The 16,561-nt window shown below is 60.1% G+C and carries 16 protein-coding genes; 15 read left to right on the top strand and 1 reads right to left on the bottom strand.

Annotated elements, in window-relative coordinates; all coding sequences use genetic code 11:
- The first annotated feature begins 555 nt into the window (after positions 1 to 555).
- The 3 genes from ACYP2A_RS21905 to ACYP2A_RS21895 all read left to right on the top strand — a co-directional run bounded on the left by ACYP2A_RS21905 (position 556) and on the right by ACYP2A_RS21895 (position 4,909).
- Positions 556 to 2,421 (top strand): hypothetical protein, encoded by a 1,866-nt coding sequence (locus tag ACYP2A_RS21905; RefSeq protein WP_459748027.1) that lies wholly within the window; start codon positions 556 to 558, stop codon positions 2,419 to 2,421.
- 52 nt (positions 2,422 to 2,473) lie between these two features.
- On the top strand, positions 2,474 to 4,381 hold the full coding sequence (locus ACYP2A_RS21900) for an Ig-like domain-containing protein (RefSeq protein WP_459748026.1): 1,908 nt from the start codon (positions 2,474 to 2,476) through the stop codon (positions 4,379 to 4,381).
- 87 nt (positions 4,382 to 4,468) lie between these two features.
- The gene (locus ACYP2A_RS21895; RefSeq protein ID WP_459748025.1) at positions 4,469 to 4,909 is read left to right on the top strand and encodes a hypothetical protein; all 441 of its coding nucleotides are present in this window, start codon (positions 4,469 to 4,471) and stop codon (positions 4,907 to 4,909) included.
- Between the two features lie 3 nt (positions 4,910 to 4,912).
- Here the strand turns inward: ACYP2A_RS21895 and ACYP2A_RS21890 are convergent, their stop codons facing one another.
- Positions 4,913 to 5,581, bottom strand: coding sequence for an alpha/beta family hydrolase (locus ACYP2A_RS21890; protein ID WP_459748024.1), 669 nt, complete (start codon positions 5,579 to 5,581; stop codon positions 4,913 to 4,915).
- A gap of 194 nt (positions 5,582 to 5,775) precedes the next feature.
- Here ACYP2A_RS21890 and ccoN point away from each other — a divergent pair, with 194 nt between their 5' ends.
- The 12 genes from ccoN to hemN all read left to right on the top strand — a co-directional run bounded on the left by ccoN (position 5,776) and on the right by hemN (position 16,481).
- Entirely contained in the window at positions 5,776 to 7,221 is a 1,446-nt protein-coding gene (gene ccoN / locus ACYP2A_RS21885) for a cytochrome-c oxidase, cbb3-type subunit I (protein WP_459748023.1), read from the top strand.
- On the top strand, positions 7,218 to 7,826 hold the full coding sequence (gene ccoO / locus ACYP2A_RS21880; RefSeq protein ID WP_459748022.1) for a cytochrome-c oxidase, cbb3-type subunit II: 609 nt from the start codon (positions 7,218 to 7,220) through the stop codon (positions 7,824 to 7,826). The genes ccoN and ccoO overlap by 4 nt, the downstream gene beginning before the upstream one ends.
- Positions 7,827 to 7,831: 5 nt before the next feature.
- On the top strand, positions 7,832 to 8,017 hold the full coding sequence (locus ACYP2A_RS21875) for a cbb3-type cytochrome oxidase subunit 3 (protein ID WP_459748021.1): 186 nt from the start codon (positions 7,832 to 7,834) through the stop codon (positions 8,015 to 8,017).
- A complete protein-coding gene (gene ccoP / locus ACYP2A_RS21870) occupies positions 8,014 to 8,988 on the top strand; it encodes a cytochrome-c oxidase, cbb3-type subunit III (protein ID WP_459748020.1) in 975 nt (324 codons plus the stop codon). The genes ACYP2A_RS21875 and ccoP overlap by 4 nt, the downstream gene beginning before the upstream one ends.
- Positions 8,989 to 9,071: 83 nt before the next feature.
- A complete protein-coding gene (locus ACYP2A_RS21865) occupies positions 9,072 to 9,317 on the top strand; it encodes a type II toxin-antitoxin system Phd/YefM family antitoxin (RefSeq protein ID WP_459748019.1) in 246 nt (81 codons plus the stop codon).
- Entirely contained in the window at positions 9,317 to 9,763 is a 447-nt protein-coding gene (locus ACYP2A_RS21860; protein WP_459748017.1) for a PIN domain-containing protein, read from the top strand. The genes ACYP2A_RS21865 and ACYP2A_RS21860 overlap by 1 nt, the downstream gene beginning before the upstream one ends.
- A complete protein-coding gene (gene ccoG / locus ACYP2A_RS21855; protein WP_459748095.1) occupies positions 9,750 to 11,177 on the top strand; it encodes a cytochrome c oxidase accessory protein CcoG in 1,428 nt (475 codons plus the stop codon). The genes ACYP2A_RS21860 and ccoG overlap by 14 nt, the downstream gene beginning before the upstream one ends.
- Positions 11,178 to 11,187: 10 nt before the next feature.
- Positions 11,188 to 11,715, top strand: coding sequence for a FixH family protein (locus tag ACYP2A_RS21850; RefSeq protein WP_459748015.1), 528 nt, complete (start codon positions 11,188 to 11,190; stop codon positions 11,713 to 11,715).
- Positions 11,712 to 14,165: a heavy metal translocating P-type ATPase gene (locus tag ACYP2A_RS21845; RefSeq protein ID WP_459748013.1), complete on the top strand. Its 2,454-nt coding sequence runs from the start codon at positions 11,712 to 11,714 to the stop codon at positions 14,163 to 14,165. The genes ACYP2A_RS21850 and ACYP2A_RS21845 overlap by 4 nt, the downstream gene beginning before the upstream one ends.
- Positions 14,144 to 14,347, top strand: a complete 204-nt coding sequence (gene ccoS / locus ACYP2A_RS21840) for a cbb3-type cytochrome oxidase assembly protein CcoS (RefSeq protein WP_459748011.1) — start codon at positions 14,144 to 14,146, stop codon at positions 14,345 to 14,347. Before ACYP2A_RS21845 ends, ccoS begins: the two co-directional genes overlap by 22 nt.
- Positions 14,340 to 15,017 (top strand): sulfite exporter TauE/SafE family protein, encoded by a 678-nt coding sequence (locus tag ACYP2A_RS21835; RefSeq protein WP_459748008.1) that lies wholly within the window; start codon positions 14,340 to 14,342, stop codon positions 15,015 to 15,017. The genes ccoS and ACYP2A_RS21835 overlap by 8 nt, the downstream gene beginning before the upstream one ends.
- A gap of 81 nt (positions 15,018 to 15,098) precedes the next feature.
- Entirely contained in the window at positions 15,099 to 16,481 is a 1,383-nt protein-coding gene (hemN, locus tag ACYP2A_RS21830) for an oxygen-independent coproporphyrinogen III oxidase (RefSeq protein WP_459748006.1), read from the top strand.
- Positions 16,482 to 16,561 lie beyond the last annotated feature (80 nt).

The raw sequence follows: 16,561 nt of genomic DNA, 5'->3' as shown, positions 1-16,561 counted from the left end.
AGCTGCTATATGATTTGCAATCCCACCCTCGACAATGTTCAACACGCCCTTTTTTTGCACGCTCCATGAAAGAAAGGGTGTTGTCACATCAATGATTTTCTCCTCACCAACAACACTTTCTGCGCACGCTTCAAAACCCAACGCATTAACCATCAACAACAAGCCGCTCACACAGGGGTATTTCACCCTATGTAACACGGTTGAAAAACATTGATTCCCGCTCACGCCACTCTCCTGATCACTGCCCAATAGAGGACATGATTAGAGCTCATTTTTTGCAGCGAAAAATCCTACAATAAAAAGAGAAACATGTAAGAAACCTCTCAAATAAAGTAAGAGCAATCCTACAGACTTTCCTACATCAGGATTTTCTTGAAGGAATATTCCGACAACGACTCAAAAAAAGAAAATATTCACCAATCAAGTGTTGACCCCATTCAAAAAAAACGATTACGTCTTGTCGTGCTGGGAGACGGCCCCTCAAGAAACACCAAGCGCCGCTCACCTGGTAAAACTTTATTTATATTCAGTCGGCTATAAGCCAAGGAATCATTCATGCGCCTATCAACCACCCAACCTACCATTATCCCAAGAACACTGATTGCACAGGAGCTCGACCTGGTCGCACCCGATGTGAACGTCGCCTTTCATGACGAGGACGACTTCGGGCTTATTCCCATCATTGCTTTGCAAGAGCCTCTCGTTCTTGACTTCCCTGTCTGGCCAGGGGCACGCCCAGGTTATTTTTACATTGCATCCTGGAACGGCACTAAAGTCGGCGAACGAAAAGTCATTCTCGACACCGATCAGCCGGGAGACACGTTAACACTGGAGATTTCTGTCGACCTTCTTGTGGCAGGTTCCCACACGCTGCGATATGTAGCGGTTAACCCATTAAGCCTGCTTGAAAACTTTTCTGACCCCTTCCCGGTTATTATCGACAAGACCCCGGCTGGCGACCCCGAACTAAGCGCTATTCTTTTCCCGCCTGAAGTACAGGACGGACTGACACTGGCTGAACTGGCTCAATTGGGCGGCAAACTGGACGGGCACGTTGCCGGTTATACCGGTATGGCCAAGCATGATGTTATCCAGACCTATTGGGGCACGGTCACCGGCCCGACAGCCACTGTCACCGAGACCGACATGGGGCTTGACCGGGTCGTGGTGACTTTTGACAAATCCTTTCTCGACAGTATTGGAGAGAGTGAGCAGCAGGTTAAATACACGGTTATCGATCGGGCAGGCAATCTGTCTATCGACTCCAACCCGGTCCCGGTTACGCTCAAGTTGAAAGAGATCCCCAATAACTTTCCCGCACCGATCATCGACCCTCAGGTCCTGCCACTGATTGATCACGCCGAAGCCCAGGCAGGTGTGCAGGTTGATATTCCTCACTACCCGGGCGCCCGGGCCAACGATCTGATCCAGCTGTTCTGGGGAGACGATAACCCTCTGGTGCCGGTGCAACTGCCACCCGGTAACGAAGATGAGGTTATCGTCCTGTCTCTGAAAGTGCCGTTCGATGCAATCAACCACAAGCCTGTGGGCCAAGTGGGTGTTTCCTTCACGGTGACCCGGCAAGGCGAGCTGGAGGGCACTTCTCTACGCAGCACTGTCGATGTATTCCTGACGTTGCCTGTGCCAGATCCCTTGAATGCACTGATCGTTCAGGGCACCAGCGTTGAGAACCCAAATACTACAGACAACTTTATCGATGAAGACGACTATGAACTCAATAGTCGAGGCATTGTTGCCTGGAACACTGACTTTGAAGTCAGTGATGATTTGAATCTGCACTGGGGCGATCAGGTAAAACTGCAGTGGCGGCAGATCAGGTCCAGTGACGTGGCGGCCGGCATCGATCTGACCGTCCCTATCGATAATGCCTTGATGAAAGCACAGGGCACAGGGGCAAAAATCCCAGCCTACTTTACGCTGACACGATCAAACAACCCAAATCCGGTAAAAAGCCCAACCCAAGAGGTGACGGTGCGTTCAATAGAAGAACTTCCAGGCGGACCGGATGGTTTGACGCCTCCGCCATTCAAGCTTAATGCCGTCGGTTATATTGCGCCCATTCTAAATCCGAACGGAGCAGACATAAAGATCTCACCTTACACTAACATCGCCGAAGGCCAGATCCTGACACTGACCTTCAAAGGATTCGACAACCTCAACAACCCTATTAATGCGGCCACCTATATAGCGGACCGACGACTTGACAGAAATGATGTTCTCAATGGCTACACCTTTACGGTACCCGATCTTAATCTGCGTTTGATCTGCACCGGCTTTGCCGAGGCTTATTATCGTGTAGAACCGCCAGAGGGTAGTAACCAGAGCCCCGCCAATTCTACGACCAGTCGAGCCCCCGTAAACATGCTGGATGCCGTACAACCTACCTGCCTCGTTCGCTGACTCACTGCGGGCTGCTTGCAGCCCGCACTTTAAATTTTAAAAGGAATTACAAATGTACGAGACTACGGCGCTACCTGTGCCCATGAACCTGGATGTCCCTTACATTCCTGCGGCACTTGAAAACGGTATTTTACCCATTGAATTTCATAACCGGCCGGTTGCCGTAACCTTCCGGGTCTGGGAAGGATCCATGGTCGGTTATATCTACCAACTGAGATGGAATGGCATGGAGGCAGGTCCTAAAAAAACCATTCTTGATCACGAAAAACCTGGAGATCCTTTGACACTGGAAATTCCGGTTGCTCTACTTACCGAAGGTAATCATGAGGTTTCTTACCTCGTGAAAAACCCTTTCAGCCTGATCACAAATTACTCTGAGCAGACCCCGCTTATTATTGACCGCACGCCGCCCGGCAAACCGGCTCTGGGCCCTATCCTGTTTCCCGATGTGATAAAGGATGGTTTGACATCAGAAGAACTGGAGCGCTTGGGCGATGTGCTTCAGGGCACCATTGCCAGTTATAGCGGTATGAAAGCCAACGATGCCGTTCGCACCTACTGGAATGACACGCCGGGTCCAATAGCTATCGTCAGCGAAGACGATATGGGCTTGAAAAGGGTCATGGTCGATTTCATCAAACCGTTTCTGGAATCTGTAGGCGACGGAGAGGCCTCTGTTTATTACACGATCACTGATCTTGCCGGCAACGTATCGCCAGACTCCATCCCTGCGCCAGTGACGTTGAAACTGTCTTACACCCCCCCACTCCCCACCCCCACCGTAAAGGAAGCTCAGGGCAACGTACTCGACCCCGCGCACGCCACCGCCGGAGCAACGGTGCGTATCGAGGCGCTTGCCCAACTGCGCGCCGGCGACCGGGTCACCGTCCAGTGGCAGGGCCCCAAGGGCAGTGACAATCAGGAGAAAGCGATCACCGAAGCCGATGCCGGCCAACCGCTGGAGCTGCGTTTTGCCTATGCGCTGGTTATTGCCAATGCCGGCGAAACCGTCGCGATTGCCTACACCGTCAACCGGGCCAACGGCCAGGTCCAGACCTCCGATACCTTGCACCTGAACATCCGCGCCGGGCTCGATAGCCTGCCGACGCCGAGCATGGACACGGTGGGTGCCGACGGGGTGGTAACGCCGTCAAGAATTCCTGAATCCGGTGCCACGGTGCGGGTTCGTTATCCAGGCATGAGCCGTGACGACCGGGTGATCGTGAGCTGGCGCGGCGCGTCGAACCATGACACGGCGAACCAGACGGTAGGCGCCAGCACCGAGTTGCTGTTCAACGTGCCCAAAGCCTTGATCGTGGCGAGCAGCGGTCGTACGGCGACGGTGTTTTACACCGTGCGGCGTGCTGACAATCAGGCCGAGTCTGTGCCGTTGTGGTTGTCGGTGTATCAAGGGCTGGTTCTGGACACCACGCCGGTCACTCTGGATGGCAAGGTGTATCTGCTGCCGGGCTCGCCGGATCTGCTGCCGACCCTGCCTGCCGGCACCACGGTGCAACGGGTCGCGCGTGGTGGTCAGGCACCTTATACCTACAGTTCCAGTGACACGCTGGTGGCCAAGGTCGATGGTAATGGGCTGGTTACGGTGCGCGGCAAGGGCACGGCGAGTATTCAGGTCAGTGATAGCCGCGGTGAAAGCCTGAGGTATACCGTCAACGTCACCGGGGTGATTCAGTGCCTGGGCCTGGGCAGCGGCAGTTTCACCACGGTGTCGACCGCGGCCGCCAATCAGGGGGCTCGCCTGTGTTCTATAGAAGAGCTGCGCGAGATCCATGCCGCTTATGGCGCACGCTGGCCGATGGGTAACGCCAACTACTGGTCCTCCACGGTCGCGATGACCAATCTGGTGGGCTGGAAATGGTACTTCGTAAAAAATCTGGTCAGCGGCGGAGAGTTCAAACTGCTGCACCACAATGCCAGTCTTGGCGTCGCGATCCGCTAGACAGCGTTTACCCCTGCACGACTCACGGGGGCACAGCCTGTACGGCAGCGCCCCTTTCCATCCCTGCTGTCGATCAAGACCCACATCATGCCAGAGCTCGCTCCCGCTAACGCTTGCAGTCACAGCCATTTTCAGGCCTGCGTCAACGGCCAGCCCTTGCAGGTCAACTCGTTGCTGGGCCGGTTATTGATGCGCCCGGAACGTTCGCAAACCACCGACCATTGGGTCTGGAAAATCATTGCCGATGGCAGGGTCGGTCGGCGGCGCACCAGCATCGGTCTGTTTTTTGATCGAGACTTGCAGCCGGGTACTTACCCCTTGGTGGGCAACCCGCACATCCAGGTGGTCTATAACGAATCGCCGCACTGGCAAAGCGTCATTTATTACTCAACGCATTTGCAAAGCGGCTCTCTCACCTTGCTGGAGGTCGACTCACAACGTCAGCAGGTACAGGGGCACTTCGAGTTTGGTATTTCGGCCATGGATTTCGAGGTCAGCCAAGGCCATTTCGCCCTGCGCTGTGCGTAACGGCTATGGGTGACGCACAAAGGCAGCGATGCGCTCGGCCGCCTGCGCCAGGCATTGTGGGTGGCTCAGGCCCGACGCTTTCAAAGGCTTGAGGTCATGGTCGGCGGTGGGCAGCCAGTGCAGCTCGATGCGTGGCGACAGCGTGTAGGTTTGCACGGTGTCTCGATTGCCCAGCGCATCGCGCTCGCCCTGCACGATCAGCGTTCTGCTCTGCAACCCGGCCAGATGCGCTACGCGGGGTTTTTCCGGTTTGCCGGCAGCGTAAAACGGATACCCCAGGCACACCAGCGCATCGGCCTGCAACTCATCGGCCAGCAGGCTGGCCATGCGCCCACCCATCGACTTGCCGCCGATTGCCAGTTGCCCGGCGACATAAGGTCGCACCACGGCATGGACCTGCCGCCAGCTTTCGAGCAGTTGCGCCTGGGGATTGGGCGGGCGCTTGCTGCCACCGGTACGACGCTGGGCCATATAGGGAAATTCGAAACGCAGCACATTCACGCCCTGCTGCCCCAGCAGGTGTGCCATTTCGTTCATGAAGCCGCTGTCCATCGGCGCGCCGGCACCGTGCGCAAGGATCAGGGTCGCGGGCGTTCGAGTGCCCTGCACGGTGGCGTCGGTCCACAGCCAGCCGTGCTCTTGCGCCAGTTGTAGGCAGTGATGAGTGTTCATTTCGGTTGCACTGTTGTCCATTGGTTTGTCAGTTGGCCATTATGGGCACTTTTAGCGATGACTTCCCTCACCGCCGCTTCGGCATTAAGCTTGCCCGCGTTCGATGCAGGCAGCTCTACCGTCTGAACGCGTGGGTGAAATCCGTAAAATTTCTACCGCCATCACTCGTCTCTGAAGTCTGGAACCGCTAATTAATGAGTACAGCCATCAGCCCGACTGCCTACAACTATAAGGTGGTCCGCCAGTTCGTCATCATGACGGTGGTCTGGGGGATCGTGGGCATGGGGCTTGGCGTGTTCATCGCCTCGCAACTGGTCTGGCCAGAGCTGAACTTCGGTCTGGAGTGGGTCACCTTCGGCCGCCTGCGCCCCTTGCACACCAACCTGGTGATCTTCGCCTTTGGCGGCTGCGCGTTGATGGCCACTTCATATTACGTGGTGCAGCGCACCTGCCAGGTACGGCTGTTTTCCGATCGGCTGGCGGCCTTCACCTTCTGGGGCTGGCAAGCGTTGATCGTCGCGGCCATCGTCAGCCTGCCACTGGGCTACACCACCACCAAGGAATACGCCGAACTGGAATGGCCCATCGCAATCTGGCTGGCCATTGTCTGGGTCGCCTATGCCACGGTGTTCTTCGGCACCCTGGCGCGACGCCGCACCTCGCACATCTATGTCGCCAACTGGTTTTACGGCGCCTTTATCCTGGTCACCGGCATGCTGCATGTAGTCAATCACCTGGCGATACCGGTCAGCCTGTTCAAGTCCTATTCGATCTACGCCGGCGCCACCGATGCGATGGTGCAGTGGTGGTACGGCCACAACGCGGTGGGGTTTTTCCTGACCACGGGCTTTCTCGGCATGATGTATTACTTCGTGCCCAAGCAGGCCGAACGCCCGGTGTATTCCTATCGGCTGTCGATCGTGCACTTCTGGGCGTTGATCACCTTGTACATCTGGGCCGGCCCACACCATTTGCACTACACCGCACTGCCCGACTGGGCGCAGTCGCTGGGCATGGTGATGTCGATCATCCTGCTGGTGCCCAGTTGGGGCGGCATGATCAACGGCATGATGACCCTTTCCGGCGCCTGGCATAAATTGCGCAGCGACCCGATCCTGCGCTTTCTCGTGGTGGCGCTGGCGTTCTACGGCATGTCGACCTTTGAAGGCCCGATGATGGCGATCAAGACGGTCAATGCCCTGTCGCACTACACCGACTGGACCATCGGCCACGTGCATGCCGGCGCCCTGGGCTGGGTGGCGATGATCACCATCGGTGCGACTTATCACATGATTCCGCCGCTGTTCGGCCGCAAGGCAATGCACAGCGTGACGCTGATTCATGCGCATTTCTGGCTGGCGACCGTCGGCACGGTGCTGTACATCGCCGCCATGTGGGTCAACGGCATCACTCAGGGCCTGATGTGGCGGGCGGTGGATGCCGACGGCACCCTCACTTACACCTTTATCGCCTCCCTGGTGGCCAGCCATCAGGGCTACGTGGTGCGCCTGATCGGCGGCGCGCTGTTTGCCAGCGGCATGCTGCTGATGGCCTGGAATACCTGGCGGACGATCCGCAGCGGCGATCCTCTGGTGGCCGAACAAGCGGCGCAGATCAGCGTGGCAGGTGGGCATCGATGAGGCATGAAATCGTCGAAAAAAACATCGGCCTGCTGACCCTGCTGATGGTCATCGCGGTGAGCATCGGCGGCCTGACGCAGATCGTGCCGCTGTTTTTTCAGGACGTGACCAATACACCGGTCGAAGGCATGAAGCCCTACACCGCGCTGCAACTCGAAGGCCGCGACGTGTACATCGCCAACGGCTGCGTAGGTTGTCACTCACAGATGATCCGCCCGTTTCGTGCCGAGACCGAGCGTTACGGCCACTATTCGGTCGCCGGCGAAAGCGTCTGGGATCACCCGTTTCTATGGGGTTCCAAACGTACCGGCCCGGATCTGGCGCGCATCGGCGCACGCTACACGGATGAATGGCACCGTATTCACCTGATCAACCCGCGTGATCTGGTACCTGAATCGAAGATGCCGGCCTATCCCTTCCTGGCGCATAAAACTATCGACGCCAGCCAGACCCCAACCAAGATGCAGGCGTTGCGCAGTCTGGGCGTGCCGTACACCGATGCCGACATTGCCGGCGCCACCAAGGCCGTACAAGGCAAGACCGAACTGGATGCGCTGGTGGCTTACCTGCAAGGTCTGGGCGTGCATATAAAGAGCAAACGGTGACCGGCATGGATATCGGAACGATTCGCGGGCTGGGCACACTGGTGGTGCTGCTGGCCTTTGTCGGCCTGGCGCTGTGGGTGTTCAGTCCGCGCCGCAAGCGGGACTTCGACGAGGCAACCTTATTGCCGTTCGCCGATGAGCCGCCGCGCACTGATGAAACGCCAGAAACCCCACGGAAACCCGACGCATGAGCAGTGGCTGGAGCCTGTACATCACCCTGCTGACCCTCGGCACTCTGGCGGGCCTGACCTGGCTGTTGCTGGCAACCCGCAAGGGCGAGCGCAAGGGGCCTGGCGAACAGACCACCGGCCACAGTTACGACGGCATCGAGGAGTACGACAATCCGCTGCCGGGCTGGTGGTTCAAGCTGTTCATCGCCACCATCGTATTCTCGCTCGTCTACCTGCTGCTCTACCCCGGGCTGGGTAACTGGCGCGGCCTGTTGCCCGGTTACGACTATGTGGACGCCGATACTCAGACGCGCTTTGCCGACGGTCAACAAGGCTGGACCGGCGTGCACGAATGGGAAAAGGAAATGGCCCGTGCCGATGCGCAGTACGCGCCGACCTTCGCCCGCTTTGCCGCAATGCCCGTCGAGGCGGTGGCCAAGGACCCCGAAGCCCTGCAAATGGGCGCCCGACTGTTCGCCTCCAACTGTTCGGTGTGTCACGGCTCGGACGCCAAGGGCGCCTACGGCTTTCCGAACCTGACCGACGAACACTGGCGCTGGGGCGGCGATGCGCAATCGATCAAGACCAGCATTCTCAACGGCCGCCACGCCATGATGCCGGCCTGGGGACCCATTTTGCGCGAACAAGGCGTCAACGATGTCGCCGCCTGGCTGCTGACCCGCCTAAACCGGCCACTGCCCGAAGGCATCAAGGTCGACCCGGCCAACGGACAGAAACTCTATGCCACCACCTGCATCGCCTGTCATGGCCCCGAAGGCAAAGGCAACCCGCTGCTGGGCGCCCCGGACCTGACCCAAGCCGGTGCGTATATCTACGGCACCGGTTTTGCGCAGTTGCAAGAAAGCATCGCCAAGGGCCGTATGGGCCAGATGCCGGCGCAAAAAGCACTGCAGGGGGATGATCGGGTGCACGTGCTGGCGGGCTATATCTACAGCTTGTCGCGGCAGCAAAACGCCGTTGAGCCGCAGTGATACGGTGTCGTTACATATCTACCGCGTCGCTGCCGGCAGATGGTAGTAACATTGCTACATCACTTTCTCCAGGAGCGGCATTCATGACGACGATCATCTCCAGTCGCGAATTCAATCAGGACACCAGTGGTGCCAAGAAGTCGGCTCTTGAGGGGCCGGTGTTCATCACCGACCGGGGCCGCCCAAGTCATGTGCTGCTGAGCATCGAAGGCTACGAGCAACTGACCGGCAATGCACCGGACATCGTGCAGATGCTGCGCATGCCGGGCGATATCGAATTCGAGCCACAACGAACCTCTATCGGCTCACGCGCCGTGGACCTGCTCTGATGTATCTGCTCGACACCAGCGTCATCGCCGAGCTGCGCAAGCCCAAACCAGACCCGCATGTCATGCACTGGGCAAGCCGCCAGCCACCCGCCAGTCTGTTTATCTCGGCCATCACGGTCATGGAACTGGAAACCGGTGTTTTGCGTGCTGAGCAGCGCGATGCCAGCCAGGGCAGACAGCTCAGGCACTGGCTGGAAAGTCAGGTTCTGGTCTCGTTCAACAGACGCATTCTGCCCATCGACACGGCAGTCTCCAGGCGTTGCGCGCCACTGCTTGCTTCTGATTCACAAAGCGACTGCAATGCCCTGATCGCGGCCACGGCACTGGCGAATGGCCTGACGCTGGTCACCCGCGACGTTGCAGACTTCCAGCACTGTGCAGTGCCTGTGCTTAATCCGTGGGTGAGTCAATTGAATGAAGATCGACCGCGCTATGCGCCTGTCTGACGGGCGCATACCGCTGCAAGACATCACCCCGCCCGCCGAGCCAGTGGCGGGCAGCGTCGACCTGTATGCGGCCCGTGAAAAGATTCATACCCGGGCCTTCAGCGGCTTTTTCCGCAACGTGCGCATGATCGGTGGCGCGCTGCTGTTGCTGATTTATTTCGGCACCGTATGGCTGGGCTGGAACGGCCGCCAGGCAGTGTGGTGGAACCTGCCGGAGCGCAAGTTCTACATCTTCGGGTCAACCTTCTGGCCGCAGGATTTCATTTTGCTGTCGGGCATCCTGATCGTCGCCGCCTTCGGCCTGTTCTTCATTACCGTGTACGCCGGCCGCGTGTGGTGCGGTTATACCTGCCCGCAAAGCGTGTGGACGTGGATGTTCATGTGGTGCGAAAAAATCACCGAAGGCGACCGTAATCAGCGCATCAAGCTCGACCAGGCGCCGATGGGGGCCGGCAAACTGTTGCGCAAAACCGTCAAACACAGCCTGTGGCTGTTGATCGGCCTGGTGACCGGGATCACCTTCGTGGGTTACTTCTCACCGATCCGTGAGCTGTGCATCGAGCTGTTGACCGGCCAGGCCGATGGCTGGGCGTACTTCTGGATCGGCTTCTTTACCCTGGCCACCTATGCCAATGCCGGCTGGCTGCGTGAGCAGGTCTGCGTGTACATGTGCCCGTATGCGCGCTTTCAAAGCGTGATGTTCGACAAGGACACACTGATCGTGTCCTACGACCCGCGTCGTGGCGAACAACGGGGTCCACGGCGCAAGGATGCCGATCCACAAGCCCAGGGCCTGGGCGATTGCATCGACTGCACCCTGTGCGTGCAGGTCTGCCCGACCGGCATCGACATTCGCAACGGCCTGCAAATCGAATGCATCGGCTGCGCGGCGTGTATTGACGCCTGCGATAGCGTGATGGACAAGATGGACTATCCACGCGGCCTGATCAGCTACACCACCGAACATAACCTGGCCGGTCAGACGACCCGGACCTTGCGCCCCCGCCTGATCGGCTATGCCGCCGTGCTGCTGCTGATGATCGGCCTGCTGGCCTGCGCCTTCCTGCTGCGCCCGCTGACCGGCCTTGAAGTCAACAAGGACCGCATGCTGTTTCGTGAGAATACCCAGGGCCATATCGAAAACGTCTACAGCCTCAAGGTGCTCAACAAGGATCAGTTCGCCCACACCTATCTGCTGCAGGCCACCGGCCTGCCTGACCTGCGCCTGCAAGGGCCGCGAGAAATACGTGTGCCGGGCGGTCAGAGCCTGACCCTGGCAGTGCAGTTGTCCAGTGCACCAGCCACATTACCGTCGAGCAGTAACGAGGTGACCTTCATTCTTCAAGACATCGATAACAGCGATATTCGTATTGAGGCCCGCAGCCGCTTTACCGGCCCACAGGCTCGCCCATGAGCATGCCCGCATGAGCGCTACTCCGTGGTATCGACATCGCTGGCCGTGGTTCATCATCGGCCTGCTGGGCTGCTCGGTGACCCTGAGCCTGAGCCTGGTGGTGATTGCCGTGAACAACCCGGTCAATCTGGTCAGCGACAACTATTACGAGGCCGGCAAGGGCATCAACCGCTCGCTGGACCGTGAACTGCTCGCCCGCCAGTTGAACCTGCATGCGCGCCTGCACCTGGACGAACTGACCGGCGAAGTCGACTTGCGCCTGAGCGGCGACAGCCTGCCCGCGACGCTGGAACTGAGCCTGCTGTCGCCCACCCAGCCAGACAAGGACCGGCACCTGCGGCTGAACCGCAGCACCAGCGAACCAGGGCGTTATATCGGCCAGCTCGACGACCATATCGAAGGCCGTCGCTTCGTCGAAGTGCTCGGCCAGGAGCAGCAGCGGACCTGGCGTTTGTTCGAAGAAGAAGTGCTGGCTCAGGGCGAGACGCTGGTGCTGGGTGATGAGCCGTTGCAGGCCGTGCAGGGTCCCAAGCCTTGAGCCCGGCGCCGATTGCCTGCTACCACTGCGCCCTGCCCGTTTCAGCGGACAATCGCTTTACCGCGGTCGTGTTCGGAGAACCCCGGCCGTTCTGCTGCCCCGGTTGTCAGGCTGTGGCCCAGACTATCGTTGCCAGTGGGCTTGAGCATTACTACCGGCATCGCAGTACGGCGGCGAGCAATCCACAAGACTTGCCTGCGTCGTTGCCCGACGAGTTGCAGCTTTACGACCGTCCCGAGGTGCAGCACGGTTTCGTGCGTCAGGACGGGCCTCTCAGCGAAACCACGTTGCTGATCGAAGGCATCAGTTGCGCCGCCTGCGGCTGGTTGATCGAGCGCCAGTTGCGCGCGTTGCCAGCCATTGTGGAGGCGCGCCTGAATCTGTCGACCCATCGCCTGCATCTGCGCTGGCAGGCCGGGGCGTTGCCGTTGAGCCAGATCATCGAGCGGTTGCGGCACATCGGCTATGTCGCCCATCCGTGGCAGCCCGATCCTGCCTGCGAACAGTTGGCCCAGGAAAACCGCCTGGCGCTGCGACGTCTGGGCGTGGCCGGACTGCTGTGGTTTCAGGCGATGATGGCGACCATGGCCACCTGGCCCGAATTCAACAACGACCTGAGCCCCGAGCTGCACACCATTCTGCGTTGGGTGGCGATGTTTCTGACCACACCCATCGTGTTCTACAGCTGTGCACCATTGTTTCAAGGGGCGCTGCGGGATCTGCGTCACCGGCAATTGAGCATGGACGTTTCGGTGTCGCTGGCCATCGGCGCCGCCTATGGCGCCGGCATCTGGACAGCCGTTACCGGCAGCGGCGAGCTGTACTTCGATGCGGTGGGCATGTTCGCGCTGTTTCTGCTCAGCGGCCGCTATCTGGAGCGCCATGCCCGACAGCGCACTGCCGTGGCCACCAGCCGGCTGGTCAAGCTGTTGCCGGCGTCGTGCCTGCGCCTGAACAGTGACGGGCAGCAGCAACGTATCCTGCTCAGCGACCTGCGCCTGCACGACCAGGTGCTGGTGCTGCCCGGCGCCGTCGTGCCCGCCGACGGCTGCATTATCAACGGCCATTCCAGCCTCGACGAATCGCTGCTGACCGGCGAATACCTGCCGCAACCCCGAGGGTCAGGAGATACCGTTACCGCCGGCACCCTGAATGTCGACAGCGCACTGACCGTGCAGGTGCAGGCGCTGGGCGGCGACACGCGGCTGTCGGCCATTGTCCGTCTGCTTGAGCGCGCCCAGACCGAAAAGCCGCGGCTGGCGCAACTAGCCGAGCGTGCAGCGCAGCAGTTTCTGCTGGTGTCGCTGATCGCGACTGTGCTCATCGGCGCACTCTGGTGGCAGCTGGATGCCGGCCGCGCCTTCTGGATCGTGCTGGCCATGCTGGTCGCCACCTGCCCGTGTGCCCTGTCGCTGGCCACCCCCACCGCGCTGACCGCCGCCACCGGCAGCCTGCACGGCCTTGGCCTGTTGCTGACGCGCGGCCATGTGCTTGAAGGGCTGGAACAGATCGATACGGTGATCTTCGACAAGACGGGCACGCTCACGCAAGGCCGTCTGCAACTGCGCCGCATCCTGCCGCTGGCCAATCTGGATGCCGACACCTGCCTGGCCCTGGCAGCCGCGCTGGAAAACCGCTCCGAACACCCTATTGCCCGCGCCTTCGGCCGCGCACCACGGGCTGCCGGGCATGTCGAAACGCATCCGGGCCTTGGTTTGCACGGCAGGCTCGATGAGCAGCGCCTGCGTATTGGCCAGCCAGCGTTTGTCTGTGATTTGAGTGGCAGCACGCCACCCGAACCGCCGGAGCGTACCGGGCAATGGCTGTTGCTCGGAGATCAAAGCGGGCCTCTGGCCTGGCTGGTGCTCGATGACCCGTTGCGCAGCGATGCCCATGCCCTGCTTGATGCCTGCCGTGCGCGGGGCTGGAAAACGCTATTGCTGTCCGGCGACAGCTCACCGATGGTGGCGCAGATCGCGGCTGAACTGGGCATCGACCAGGCCCACGGCGGCCTGTGCCCGGACGAGAAACTGGCGATGCTGCAACGACTGCAGCAAACCGACCGCAAGGTGCTGATGCTCGGCGACGGCGTCAACGATGTGCCGGTGCTGGCGGCGGCCGATATCAGCGTGGCCATGGGCTCGGCCACCGACCTGGCCAAGACCTGCGCCGACGCCGTGCTGATGTCCAATCGCTTGCAAACGCTGGTCGATGCGCTGGTGCTGGCGCGACGCACGCGGCGAGTTATCCTGCAAAACCTGCTCTGGGCAGGGCTCTACAATGGCCTGATGCTGCCCTTCGCCGCGCTGGGCTGGATCACCCCGGTGTGGGCAGCCATCGGCATGTCGCTCAGCTCGCTGGTCGTGGTACTCAATGCCCTGCGTCTGAGCCGTGTACCCTCTGAACCCTCGACACTGACGGAGCAACCATGCCTGCGCTCTACATCATGATTCCGGCGGCGCTGTTGCTGGTGGCCGTGGCCGTCTACGTGTTCTTCTGGGCCGTCGACAGCGGTCAGTACGACGACCTCGAAAGCCCCGCTCACAGCATCCTGTTCGACGATCAGGATCCGGGACACCAGGCGGCCCTGCAAGAATCGTCGGCGCCCAAAGACCTGGACAAACATGCCTGAAATCATTGCCCTGTCAGGGACGGCGGTCATGTTCGGTCTGCTCGGCGGCGGGCATTGCATCGGCATGTGCGGCGGGCTGATGGGCGCCTTGAGCCTGGGCATCAAAGACCCGCATCGGCGCGGGCGCCTGCTGCTGGCCTATAACCTGGGGCGCATCGCCAGCTATACGCTGGCCGGCCTGCTCACCGGCCTGCTCGGCCATGCCGTGGCCAATGGTCCGGGCGCCATCGTGCTGCGGGTCATCGCCGCCCTGCTGCTGATCGCCATGGGTCTGTACCTGGCCGGCTGGTGGAACGGTCTGACCCACATCGAACGTCTGGGTCGTGGCCTGTGGCGCCATGTGCAACCGCTGGCGGCCCGCCTGCTGCCGATTACCAGCCTGCCCCGCGCCCTGCTGGTCGGCGCGCTGTGGGGATGGCTGCCCTGCGGGCTGGTCTACAGCATCCTGTTGTGGGCCGCCATTCAGGGCAATGCCCTGACCAGCGCCGCACTGATGCTGGCTTTCGGTCTGGGCACGCTGCCGGTGCTGTTGCTGACGGGCCTGGCCGCCGAGCGCACTCGCGCCCTGCTGCGCAAGCGTGGCTTGCGCACGGCCGGTGGCCTGCTGGTGATGCTGTTTGGCGTGTGGAGCCTGCCGGGTCCTCATCAACGGCTGCTGATGGGCCATTAAGTCTGTTGATGCACATCAACAAGCCGGGCCACCCGCTCACCTACACTCGGGCATCGCCAGCTTCTCCAGGGGAATGCCCGTATGCTCGATGCCATTCGTTGGGATTCTGACCTGATCCGTCGTTACGATCTGGCAGGGCCCCGTTACACCTCCTACCCCACGGCCGTACAGTTCAGCACCCGCATCGGCGCCTTCGACCTGCTGCATGCGCTGCGCGACAGCCGCAAGGCGCACAGGCCTCTGTCGCTGTATGTGCACATCCCGTTCTGTGCCAACATTTGCTACTACTGCGCCTGCAACAAGGTCATCACCAAGGACCGCAGCCGGGCGCAGGCGTACTTGCAACGCCTGATGCACGAGATCCAGATGCTGGGCTGCCATCTGGCGCCTGATCAGGTGGTCGAGCAGTTGCATCTGGGCGGAGGAACACCGACGTTTCTCAACCATGACGAGTTGCGTCAGTTGATGTCGACGTTACGGGCCAATTTCAACCTGCTCGATGACGACTCAGGCGATTACGGCATCGAGATCGACCCGCGTGAGGCCGACTGGTCGTCCATGGGGCTGTTGCGTGAGTTGGGTTTCAACCGGGTCAGCCTGGGGGTGCAGGATCTCGACCCGGCCGTGCAGCGGGCGGTCAATCGCCTGCAAAGCCTGGAGCAGACCCGCGCCATCGTTGAGGCAGCACGTACCTTGCAATTTCGCTCGGTCAATATCGACCTGATCTACGGCCTGCCCTTGCAGACGCCGCAAGGTTTTGCGCGCACGGTGGACGAGATCATCGCCTTGCAGCCCGACCGCTTGTCGGTGTTCAACTATGCCCATTTGCCCGAGCGCTTCATGCCGCAAAGACGCATCGACAACGCCACCCTGCCCGCACCGGAGCAAAAGCTGCAAATGCTTGAAGGCACCATCGAGCAACTGACCGGCGCCGGCTATCGCTACATCGGCATGGACCACTTTGCCCTGCCCGACGACGAACTGGCGATTGCCCAGGAAGAAGCCACGCTGCAGCGCAACTTTCAGGGTTACACCACCCATGGGCACTGCGACCTGCTTGGCCTTGGCGTATCGGCGATCAGCCAGGTCGGCGGTCTGTACTGCCAGAACAGCAGTGATCTGAACGATTACCAGACGCTGCTGGCCAGCGATCAACTGGCAACCAAACGCGGGCTGGTGTGCACCGAAGATGACCGGATCCGGCAGGCCGTGATTCAGCAACTGATCTGCCATTTCGAGCTGGATTTCGGCCATGTCGAACATGCGTTTACCATCGAATTCAGGGGCTATTTCAGCGATGTCTGGCCGCAGTTGGTGACGATGAGCAATGACGGCCTGATCGCGCTGGACGACCGGGGAATAAGGGTCTTGCCCGCCGGCCGGCTATTGGTGCGAGCAGTGTGCATGCTGTTCGACAGCTACCTGAACCCGCAAACCATTCAGCGCTTTTCCAGGGTCATTTGACATCATCAGGCCATCTACATGACATTTCCTACGCTGGTCGAAGCTACCGCCCCTGAGTTACCCTACATCCTGTGTGTGCT

This window comes from Pseudomonas sp. 3A(2025) (assembly GCF_054589175.1).
This window is presented reverse-complemented; position numbering and strand designations above follow the sequence as displayed.